This window comes from Ilumatobacter sp., from assembly GCF_049588435.1.
Taxonomy (GTDB): domain Bacteria; phylum Actinomycetota; class Acidimicrobiia; order Acidimicrobiales; family Ilumatobacteraceae; genus Ilumatobacter_A.
This window is the reverse complement of record NZ_JBAVYV010000383.1, coordinates 1-10436: the sequence shown is the minus strand read 5'-3', so window position 1 is coordinate 10436 and position 10436 is coordinate 1. Positions and strand designations below refer to the sequence as shown.

The 10436-nt window shown below is 67.8% G+C and carries 9 protein-coding genes; 4 read left to right on the top strand and 5 right to left on the bottom strand.

Annotated elements, in window-relative coordinates:
- On the bottom strand, positions 1 to 405 hold a 405-nt coding region (locus tag WBV89_RS14800; RefSeq protein WP_423982123.1), incomplete at its 3' end, for a helix-turn-helix transcriptional regulator.
- 197 nt (positions 406 to 602) lie between these two features.
- The gene (locus tag WBV89_RS14795) at positions 603 to 1340 is read right to left on the bottom strand and encodes an SCO6745 family protein (RefSeq protein ID WP_423982122.1); all 738 of its coding nucleotides are present in this window, start codon (positions 1338 to 1340) and stop codon (positions 603 to 605) included.
- A gap of 72 nt (positions 1341 to 1412) precedes the next feature.
- On the opposite strand from WBV89_RS14795, the gene gatC reads away from it, so the two are divergent.
- The 3 genes from gatC to gatB all read left to right on the top strand — a co-directional run bounded on the left by gatC (position 1413) and on the right by gatB (position 4629).
- Complete coding sequence (gene gatC / locus WBV89_RS14790; protein WP_423982121.1) at positions 1413 to 1715, top strand: Asp-tRNA(Asn)/Glu-tRNA(Gln) amidotransferase subunit GatC; 303 nt, start codon at positions 1413 to 1415, stop codon at positions 1713 to 1715.
- Between the two features lie 2 nt (positions 1716 to 1717).
- Entirely contained in the window at positions 1718 to 3154 is a 1437-nt protein-coding gene (gatA, locus tag WBV89_RS14785) for an Asp-tRNA(Asn)/Glu-tRNA(Gln) amidotransferase subunit GatA (RefSeq protein WP_423982120.1), read from the top strand.
- 77 nt (positions 3155 to 3231) lie between these two features.
- Positions 3232 to 4629, top strand: coding sequence for an Asp-tRNA(Asn)/Glu-tRNA(Gln) amidotransferase subunit GatB (gene gatB / locus WBV89_RS14780; protein ID WP_423982124.1), 1398 nt, complete (start codon positions 3232 to 3234; stop codon positions 4627 to 4629).
- Positions 4630 to 4664: 35 nt separating this feature from the next.
- On the opposite strand, the gene WBV89_RS14775 is transcribed toward gatB, so the two are convergent.
- Both WBV89_RS14775 and WBV89_RS14770 read right to left on the bottom strand, forming a co-directional pair.
- Positions 4665 to 6440 carry an ATP-binding cassette domain-containing protein gene (locus tag WBV89_RS14775; protein ID WP_423982119.1) on the bottom strand — a complete coding sequence of 592 codons (1776 nt, stop codon included), beginning with the start codon at positions 6438 to 6440 and terminating at the stop codon, positions 4665 to 4667.
- Positions 6437 to 8245: an ABC transporter ATP-binding protein gene (locus tag WBV89_RS14770; RefSeq protein ID WP_423982118.1), complete on the bottom strand. Its 1809-nt coding sequence runs from the start codon at positions 8243 to 8245 to the stop codon at positions 6437 to 6439. The genes WBV89_RS14775 and WBV89_RS14770 overlap by 4 nt, the downstream gene beginning before the upstream one ends.
- Before the next feature lie 275 nt (positions 8246 to 8520).
- Between WBV89_RS14770 and WBV89_RS14765 the strand changes: the two genes are divergently transcribed.
- Positions 8521 to 9519 (top strand): DMT family transporter, encoded by a 999-nt coding sequence (locus WBV89_RS14765; protein ID WP_423982117.1) that lies wholly within the window; start codon positions 8521 to 8523, stop codon positions 9517 to 9519.
- A gap of 18 nt (positions 9520 to 9537) precedes the next feature.
- Here the strand turns inward: WBV89_RS14765 and WBV89_RS14760 are convergent, their stop codons facing one another.
- Complete coding sequence (locus tag WBV89_RS14760; protein WP_423982116.1) at positions 9538 to 10359, bottom strand: lysophospholipase; 822 nt, start codon at positions 10357 to 10359, stop codon at positions 9538 to 9540.
- Positions 10360 to 10436 lie beyond the last annotated feature (77 nt).

Sequence of the window (10436 nt, the reverse complement as noted above, 5' to 3'; positions counted from 1 at the left end):
GACGAGGTCCATCGACGACGGATCCTTGCGGCCGCCAACGCGTGAATCGATCAGGGGACCGTCAACGGGTGGGAGTCCGATACCCGGCCGTTGCCAGAGCAGGCCGCACACCTGCTCGTACGGGAGGTCGACGAGTTCGTCGACCGGCGTGTCCCGGAATCGGAGTCCGTCCTCGTCGAGTTGCGTGACCGAGCTGGCGATCCGTACGTCGATCGTCGGGGGAGCGGACTGGGGCCGGCTGTTCCGAGCGCGGAGGGATTCGAGTTCGTCGAGGTCGAACAGAGACGATCGGCCGTCGACCCCCAGTTTGCGGGTGACCCGGCCGCGGCTGACGTAGGAGTACAGCGTGGACGTCGACACGCCGAGCTGGCGGGCCGCCTCGGGGGCTCGGACGTAGGTGGTCACCGCTCCACTGTCGCACCGCGCTCATGATGAATCAACGTTGATCCGTCAACGTCGATTCATCAAGGTCGACGAGTCGATCGCGCGCGATTCCTGGCGGATCGTGACGGTGAGCGTCAGGATCCGCCGAAATTTCGGGTGTGGGTGTGGTCTCCGGTGGAGGCGTGGGTGTGAGCGTGGCGCGGGAGCGACGGCGCTGGTCAGGACTCGGCGGTGATCGCTTCGTGCATGGCGGTGGTGGCATCGACGAGCGCTGCGGATTGCGCCGCCGTGAGCGTCGAGAACGCCCGCTCGAGCATCGCGTTTGTCAGCGCCTCGGCCGCGTCGAGCATGTCGCCACCGTCCACGGGAAGCGCCGGTGCCTCTTCCCAGCCGAACGTCGCAACGTCGTCGGGTCGCTTGATCGCATGTGCCTGTACGTCGCGCAGACCACTCGCCAGCACCGCGACGAGATGGACGCTCCCGCGCAACTCGCGGAGGACAGCCGCCTTCTGCAGCGCATGGCCGGCCACGTCATCGCTGCAGGTGAGTTGGGACGTCCCGGCGAAGAGCGGCAAGGCCGCCACATCAGCCTGGGCGATGACGATGTCGGCTGCTTCGACGTACGCATCGAGTCCGTCGACGTCGGAGAGCTTCTCGGAGCCGCGCTTTCCACACTCGTCCCAGTACGCCTGAGCAGCCACCGGCGGTGCCACGATCTCGCGGTACTTGTTCCAGGTGGCACCGAGAGTGGTGGGGTTGAAGTAGCCGAACGCCGACGAGACCACCGCGGCCGGTACGTCACCGAGCGCTCCGCCGCGGCCCAGGATGTAGAACGCGAATCCGCCCAGACCGAGTTCGCGACCGGCGGCGACGGTCGCCGGGTGGAAGTAGAAATGCGCGCCGAGATCGCCGGTGGGCGCGGCGAGGGCGGTCAGCGTGTCGTGAGGGGTTGTCATCGACTCATCGTTCCAGATCCGACTTGCTCGCACCGGGTTCGGACGCCTGACCTGCCAGTTAGCGTGAACGGCGTGTCTGACCGAATCACCACTGCCGATGTGAGCAAGGTCGCCAGCCTGGCGCGGCTCACGTTGACCGACGATGAACTCGCCACTGCGACGACCGAACTCGGCGCGATGCTCGATCACTTCGCCGAGCTCGACGCGCTCGACCTCGACGGGATCGAGCCGATGAACAACCCGACCCATCTGGTCAATGTCATGCGCGACGACGTCGTCGGGGAGTGCCTCGATCGTGACGAGGTACTGGCCGCAGCACCGGTTGCCGAGGATCACCGCTTCCGCGTCCCGCCGATCATCGGGCTGGACGATTGAGCATGGACGACACGATGACCACCGCTGTCGCGATCGCCGATGCGGTGCGCTCCGGTACCACGAGCGCAGCTGCCGTTCTCGACAGCCACCTCGCCCGCATCGAGGCCGACGAGGCCGAGATCCACGCGTTCAATCTCGTCCTCGCCGATGAGGCCCGGACTCGAGCCGGGGAGATCGACGCGCTGGTCGCGAACGGCGAGGACCCGGGTCCGCTGGCGGGCGTTCCCGTCGCACTCAAGGACAACCTGTGCACGCGGGGGATTCCGACGACCTGTTCGTCGAAGATCCTCGGTGACTGGGCGCCACCGTATGACGCGACCGTGGTGACCCGACTGCGCGACGCCGGTGCGGTGTTCGTCGGAAAGACCAACCTCGACGAGTTCGCGATGGGGTCGAGCACGGAGAACTCAGCGTTCGGCCCGACTCGGAACCCGCGGGACACGAGTCGGGTCCCCGGTGGTTCGTCCGGGGGATCGGCGGCGGCGGTCGCAGCAGGATTTGCGCCGCTGAGCCTCGGTTCCGACACCGGTGGATCGATCCGCCAACCCGCCGCACTGTGCGGGACCGTTGGCGTCAAGCCGACGTACGGGGCGGTGAGCCGCCTCGGCCTGATCGCGTTCGGTTCGAGCCTCGACCAGATCGGCCCGTTCGCCACGACCGTCGATGACGCCGCCCTCGCCCTCGAGACGATCTCGGGCCACGACCCCGCCGACTCGACGAGTATCGAACAACCGCCACTCGATCTCCGCTCGGTGCTCGACCGGGGTGTCGACGGGCTGCGCGTCGGACGGATCACCGATCTTCCGACGGGTGCGAGCCCCGACGTCCAGGCCCGACTCGACGCCGCATTCGACGCGCTCGCCGAAGCTGGAGCCGAGATCGTCGACGTCGAGGTCCCCGCGTTCGGCTACGGCCTGACGGCCTACTACCTGATCGCTCCGGCCGAAGCGTCGAGCAACCTCGCTCGCTTCGACGGCGTCCGCTTCGGCCATCGGGTGAATGCCGCGGACACGAACCAGATGTACATGGCCACGCGCACCGACGGTTTCGGCGCCGAGGTGAAACGTCGGATCATGCTCGGGACCTACGCGCTCTCCGCCGGCTACTACGACGCCTACTACGGGCGGGCCCAGAAGGTGCGGCGACTGATCGCTCGCGACTTCGCCGGTGCCTATGCGAAAGCCGACGTGCTGCTCACACCGGCATCGCCCACGGTGGCGTTCGAGATCGGCGACAAGTCGTCCGACCCGCTCGCGATGTATCTGTGCGACACGTACACGATCCCGTCGAACCTCTCGGGAGACCCGGGCATGAGTGTTCCGTTCGGGACCGGCGACGGCGGGCTGCCCGTGGGTGTCCAGGTGTTGGCACCCGCGCTGGCGGACGCCACCATGTTCCGTGTGGCGGCCGAGCTCGAGCACCACGGAGGTGGGTCATGACGATCGCGTACGTGAACGACGACGACTTCCACCCGTCGAACGCAGACCACGAGCGCTGGACCCACCGTGGATGGGAGATGGTCGTCGGACTCGAGGTCCACGTCGAGTTGGCCACGAAGACCAAGCTGTTCTCGGCGTCACCGAACCGCTTCGGCGACGAGCCGAACACGAACATCGACCCGGTGACGCTCGGCCTCCCCGGAGCGCTCCCGGTGCTCAACCGGCAGGCGGTCGAGCTCGCGATGCGACTCGGCATCGCCCTCAACTGTCGGATCCAGAAGTCGACCTTCGCCCGCAAGAACTACTTCTATCCCGACATGCCCAAGGCGTATCAGATCAGCCAGTACGACGAGCCGATCACCGCCGACGGATGGCTCGACCTTCCCGACGGCTTCCGTGTCGGCATCGAGCGGGGTCATCTCGAGGAGGACACGGGCAAGTCGACTCACGTCGGTGGAGCGGGTGGACGGATCCACGGGTCCGACTACTCGCTGATCGACTTCAACCGAGCCGGCGTGCCGCTGGTCGAGGTCGTCAGCCGACCCGACATCCGCCATCCCGAGCAGGCCAAGGCGTACGCCTCCGAGCTCCGGGCCATCCTCGTCGCGATCGGAGCATCCGACGCGAAGATGGAGGAGGGCTCGATGCGCGTCGATGCGAACGTCAGCGTTCGGCGTCCCGGCGAGGACTTCAACACCCGGTGCGAGATCAAGAACGTCAACTCCGTCCGGTCGGTCGGGCGGGCGATCGAGTACGAGGCGAAGCGTCAGATCGCGCTGCACGAAGCCGGCGAGCCCGTCATCCAGCAGACCCGCCACTGGGACGAGAACGACGGCAAGACTCACACGCTGCGTTCGAAGGAGGATGCCGATGACTATCGCTACTTCCTCGAGCCCGATCTCGTCGTCGTCGATCCCGATTCCGAGTGGATCGACCGGGTACGACGATCGCTCCCCGTGCTTCCCGCCGCCCGCCGAATCGCGCTCGCTGCGGCCACGGGCGGCGCGGCCGACTCGGAGTCGGTGCTGCTCGTCGTCGAGCGGAACCAGGACGAGTATGTGATGGAGGTCGGCCGCGTCGGTGGCGATGTTGCGCTCGCCCTGAAACACGTCAAGGAGGCGCCCGACACATCGGAGCATGTGGCGGTCGAGAATCTCGCTGCGCTGACGACGATGGAGGCCGACGCGACCATCACTGCGACGCAGGCCAAGACCGTGCTCGAGGCAATGATCGCCGGAGATCACGGCGGTGACCCCGAAGTGATCGCCGCGGCACTCGGGTTCGAGGCGATGGACGGCTCCGAACTCGAGACGATGGTCGACGCCGCGATCGCCGCACAGCCCGATGCGTGGGAGAAGTTCTGCGCAGGCGAGGGCAAGGCGATGGGAGCGCTCGTCGGAGCCGTGATGAAGGCGTCGAAGGGGCAGGCCGATGGCAAGGCGGTCACCGCACTGCTGCAACAGAAGAAGCCGTAGCAAGCTGCACATTGGTGCCTGGCACCAACGTGCGGTTACTCGATGCGGCCGTTGCTCAGGCGCAGGATTCGGTCGGCGCGTTCGAATGCCACCGCCCGGTGCGACACGGCGATGACGGTCATCCCGGCCTCGGCGAGGTTCGCCCACAGCTGCACCTCGGTCTCCACGTCGAGCGCACTCGACAGGTCATCGAGGACGACGAGTTCGGGCGAGTGCACCAGCGCACGGGCCGTGGCCAGGCGTTGGCGTTGACCACCCGAGAGTCGGAGCCCGCGGGGTCCGATCATCGTCGCACGGCCGTCGGGCATCTCGTCGATGTCGGTGTCGATGGCTGCGAGGCGCAGGGCCGCATCGAGTCGGTCCGGAGTGGTCGGACCGAGAGCGATGTTGTCCGCGACGCTGTCGGAGATCAACTGCGGGACCTGTGAGAGAAGGGCGGCGTTCGGAGGAACGAGGAACGCACTCCGGTCGACGATCTCGGCGCCGTTCCAGCAGACCGAACCCGTGACGTCGGCCTGCCAGGCGAGGCCGAGGATGGCTCGGAGCAACGTGCTCTTGCCCGCACCGACGGGACCGGTGACCACCACGAAGTCGCCCCGACCGACGGTGAACGAGATGTCGTCGAGCACGCGGTGCGGCCCGTACCCGACAAAGAGACGACTCACGTCGAGCCGCTCGAGCGGAACCCGGTCCGGTCGAACCACGGGCGGTCGGACCGCGCCGTCGCCCGGGTCGATCGGCAGATGCCGTCGGCGCACGGTGTTCGGTGCCGACTCGTCTGCGACCAGCGTGCGCATCCGATCGAACGCGACACCGGCCTGCTTGCGGCGGGCCAGTACCCGACCGACCATTCGGGGGAGGAAGGCGAGCCAACCGAGGTACGCGGTGAACAACGCCAGCGTCCCGAGGTCGAACGAACCAGACGCGATGGCACCCGCACTCACGAGCAGGACCAGTCCGAGACCGATGTCGGCCGAGCCCTGACTGAACGCCATCACTCCCTCTTCGAGGACGCGATCGCGTACTGCGGTACGCCGACGCCGCTCGACCAGCACCGCAAGTCGGCCCAGCAGTGGTTCGGCCGCGTCATTGACTTTGACCGTCGTCGCTGCGGCCATCACGTCTCCGAGCAGTCCGGTGACCTCCTCGGTCGCGGCACGGTCGGCCGATCGATACTCCTTGATCCGGGTGTCGAGCACCCGCGTTGCGACGCCGACCCCGACCAGCGGGATCGCGAGCACCACTGCCGCGCTGGCGTCGGCGCTCCCGAGGGCGATTCCCGCGAGCACGGTGAAGACGAGCCCGCCCGACACGTCGACCATGCCATCGACGAAGTTCGCCACGTCCTCGGTGTCGTCGCGGAAGTGGGTGATCGCCGATCCCGCGGAACCGATCGGTTGGCCGGCGTGGAGCCCGCCACTGGCCATCTGCGCGCTGAGCATGTTCGCGCGGAGCAATGTCTGCATGTGGGTCCACGCCTTCGTCCAGATCAGGGCGCCGTGATGGACGGCGATCATCCGGATCGTTTCGCTGACGGCGACGCCGACGGCCCACCAGACGGTCGCGTTCGAGTTTCCCGCCTCGAGTGCGGAGTAGCCCTTGGCGAGCAGGAACCCGGTGACCGCCGGCATCGTGAAGAACACCACGAACAGCACCCATCCGAGCCAGAACTCCTTCGGACGGTGTTGGGAGACCCGCCATGTGAGCGTCCACACGTTCGTGACGCCGGAACCCGGCGGCGCGGGCCGTTCCTGCGACCGGGGCGCGTCGTCCTGGTCGGGGTGTCCGGGAATCTCGACATGCGCGGTCACGACGAGCCCTCCTGACCGGCATACCCGCCGGTTGGAGCGGCCGGCGTGATCACAGATCCGTCGAGCTGTTCCCGGTCGAGGGCGAGCGCCAGAAGCGCCGCGAACCGGCTGTCGTCGTCGCCGACCAGGTCGGAGCGATTGCCGTGTTCGACGACGGCACCGTGGTCGAACACGATGATCTCGTCGACCGTGCGCAGCGTCGACAGGCGGTGCGCGATCACGAGTGTCGTTCGACCCTGGACGAGTTCGGACACGGCCCGCTCGAGCCGTTGCTCGGTCTCGGGGTCGACCCGGGCGGTCGCCTCGTCGAGCACGAGGATGTCCGGATCCCGAAGCCACACCCTGGCGAGCGCCAGCAACTGTGCTTCGCCGGCCGAGAGTCCCGACCCCGCCGCTCCGAGCATCCGATCGATGCCGGCGTCGGCGAGCGCGTCCAACCCGACACGGCGCAACGCGGCGGCCACGTCGGCGTCGAGCGGAGCGGCGTCGAAGAGAGTGACGTTGTCGCGAACCGTTCCGGCGAAGAGTTCGACCTCCTGCGGAACGAGGGCGACGCGTCGGCGGAGTTCGTCGAGCGGAATATCGGCGATCGGCACGTCACCGAGGTCGAGCATGCCCTCCGATGGCTCGACGAGACGCAGCACCACACGTGAGAACGACGTCTTGCCGCTCCCCGTCCGTCCCACGATCCCGACCGATCGGCCCGCTTCGATGCGCAGATCGACATCGCACAGGACCGGGCGGTCGTCGCCGTAGTCGAACGACACGTGGCGCGACGTGATCGACAAGGGCCCGGGTGGCGGTCTCACGGTGCCTTCGTCGAGGACCCGAGGCTCGATCGCGAGGAGGTCGAGCACCCGGACCATCGCGCCGTTCGCCTTCTGCACGGTCTCGAGCTCGTGGACCACCTCCTCGAGCGGCCGGGCGACGAGCAGGACGTACTGGAAAAGCAGGAAGGCGGTGCCGATCGAGATCGTGTTCGCGCTGACCAACAACGATCCGAGAACGAGCGCGATCACCCACCCTCCGGCGACCGCGCCCTGGACGAACCACCACATCACCAGGAACGCCCGCTCGCGTCGCACGGCGCTGGTGAGTGCGTCCTCGCTGTCCTCGATGAGTCGCCATGCGACGTGGTCGGCTGCGCCGTTGGCGCGCAGATCTTCCCCGGCGGTGAGCCGCTCCTCGATCCCGCCGTAGAGCCGCCCGAGCGCGCCCATCTCGTCGGATGACTCGGACACGGCACGATGACGTGTCCGGATGACGACGGCGAACGCGAGGGCGAGATACACGGCCATGCCGAGACCGAGTCGCCAGTCGAGCACCGTCAGGACGACGACGATTCCCGCGACGAGCATCGCCGCGCCCGCTGCCTTCGTGACCACCTGGCTCAAGAAGTCCGACACCGATGTGATGTCGCCATCGACCCGTTGGATCAGTTCGCCGGGTGTGTGTGTGCGGTGGAACTCGTGATCGAGGCCGAGCACGTGTCGGGTCATCCGCAACCGCAGACCGTTCGTGGTCCGCCATGCTGCGACCGTGGCGAGCCACGCGACGATCACGGCCAGGACCTGGGTGACGGCTGCGATCGCGAGGAAGACGAGTGCCAGCCGGGTGATCTCCCCGCTCGTCGCTCCGTCGGTCGCGTCGTCGATGATGCGTCGGATGACGAGTGGACCGGTGATGGTCAGGGCGGAGCTGAGCGCGACGAGCGTGCCGAGGCCGACCCAGCGCGACGCGTCGGGTCGGAGAAGCGCGCCGAGTGCGCGCCACCGGGAGCCGGTCGCCCCGGAGTCCGTCGTCATGCGTCGAGTCTCGCGGTTCGCCGGGCTGGAGCGCTCACGAGTTTCGTGCGGTGTGGCGCTCGGGTGGCGGCGTCATCCGGCTCGAACACGTCGGTGTACGATCACCGGACCGATCAACATCGGTGGCTAGGGATCCGGCCGCGTCCGTCAGAACAGACACGCGGAGAGGACCGAGCGCCACAGCACCCGCACAGATCCGGGTGTGCATCTGAAGGGACAAAAGCCTGGAGCATTGAGATCGGCACCGCCAACGCGTGCCGAACCGGAGGCCCAGCTTGCAATCCGACCCGTCCCCCTCTCCTGCTTCTCCCGTCGGAGGCCGATCATCGAATCGGTCCGGCGGCCGCGCCGCCGGTCACCTCGAAGCGGTCCTCACGGCGCTGTTCGTCACGTTGCTGTGGAGTTCGTCGTGGATCCTCATCCGCATCGGTCTCGACGACGAGGACCTCGCGCCGCTCACCTTCGCGGGTCTGCGCTATTCGCTCGCCGCGCTCGTTCTCCTCGCGTGGAGTGCGTCCCACCTCGATCATCGGACCAACGCCCGCACGGCGGTTCGCTCCCGTTGGAGGCCGCTCGTCATCCTCGGCGTGGTCTACTTCGCGATCACCCAGGGCGCGCAGTTCGTGGCGATCGATGCCCAGCCCGCGGCCACGTCGAGTCTGATGCTCGCGCCGACGGCGTTGTTCGTGGCGATGTTGTCGGCTCGCTCGCTCGGTGAGGAGCCGCAACGGCTCCAGTTCGTCGGGACGGCGCTGATCATCGTCGGCGCCGTGCTCTACTTCTCGGGAGACCTGGGTGCCACGGTCGTGGGAATGATCGCGTCGATCGTCGGGCTCGGGGCGAACACGGCCGGGTCGTTGCTCGGACGATCCGTCAACCGGGACGGATCGCTTCCGCCGGTTCTGGTCACGGCGGTGAGCATGAGCGTCGGCGCGCCGCTCCTGCTCGTGACGGGGCTTGCGATCGAGGGCCGGCCACAGCTCGACGTGAAGGTGATCGCGATCATCGTCTGGCTCGCGGTCGTGAACACGGCGGTGGCGTTCACGCTCTGGAATCGGTCGCTGCGCAGGTTGGCCGCGGTCGAGTCGGCGGCGATCAACAACACGATGCTCATCCAGATCGCCGGGCTCGCCTGGCTGTTCCTCGACGAGAGCCCGGGCCTGGTCGGCGTCGTCGGCATCCTGACGGTGTCATCGGGTGCATTTCTCGCGACGTTCCCGATCCAGCGCCGCCGGACCAGGGTCGCGGGTGCGGCCGAGGACCGTGGCGTATAGAGCGACCGCGCGTCGTGCTCAGGGCGTCGCGAGTCGTCCGTCGATCCAGGCGACGATCTCGGCGATGACCTCGTCGCGCTCGGGCTCGTTGAGGCACTCGTGGCGGAGTCCGTCCCACACGCGTCGGGTGACGTTCGGGAGGACGGCCAACGGCTCCGAGGCCGAGGGAGGGACGAGTGTGTCGTCCGAACCATGGAGTACGTACGTCGGCACGGTCAGTCGATCGAGGGTCATGTTGACCTCCTTCATCGCGTGCAACGACTCGCGACCGAGTCGGGCGGTCGACGACGGAACCCGCAGCGGATCGGTCTCGTAGGCGACCTGCACCGCCTCGTCGCGCGAGAGGACACTGCCGTCGAAGTCGGCGGGAATGCTGATGTTCGGCGCGATCGCTCCCAGGAGCGGCGCCGCGAACCGCTGCCAGCGAGGAATGTCGGCGGCCAGCGCGGGCGCGCTCAGGACCGCGAGATCGGGCAGCAGTCGGTCGCCGACCAGGTATTTCGTCGAGATCAGCCCACCGAGGGAGTGGCCCATGAGGATGACGGGGACATCGAGCGATCGACGATCGCCGAGCAGGTCCTCGATGTCGGCCAGGAACTCGTCGAAGCTGTGAACGTGGCCGCGTCGACCCGCGGTCCGGCCGAAGCCGCGCTGGTCGAACGCGAGCACGTCGATTCCGGTGTCTGCGAACGCTGCACCGACGTGCTCGTAGCGGCCCGAATGTTCGCCGATCCCGTGCACGAGCAGCATGGCCGCGCGGGGAGCGGTCGGGACCCAGCGCCGACGCAACTGTTCGACGCCGTCGCGCGTGGTTCCGGTCTCGGTCGTCGAGGAGATCACGGTGCCGAACCTATCGACCCCGCCTCACGTCACCGCCAGCCACCTCCCACCGCCGTTCTCGTGAACTGTTCCCGCGC

What these genes read in the sequence shown, in the direction of transcription:
- WBV89_RS14795 (WP_423982122.1), bottom strand. Translation starts at nt 1,340, where the DNA reads ATGACAACCCCTCACGACACGCTGACCGCCCTCGCCGCGCCCACCGGC.
- gatA (WP_423982120.1), top strand. Translation starts at nt 1,718, where the DNA reads ATGGACGACACGATGACCACCGCTGTCGCGATCGCCGATGCGGTGCGC.
- gatB (WP_423982124.1), top strand. Translation starts at nt 3,232, where the DNA reads ATGGTCGTCGGACTCGAGGTCCACGTCGAGTTGGCCACGAAGACCAAG.
- WBV89_RS14770 (WP_423982118.1), bottom strand. Translation starts at nt 8,245, where the DNA reads ATGACGACGGACTCCGGGGCGACCGGCTCCCGGTGGCGCGCACTCGGC.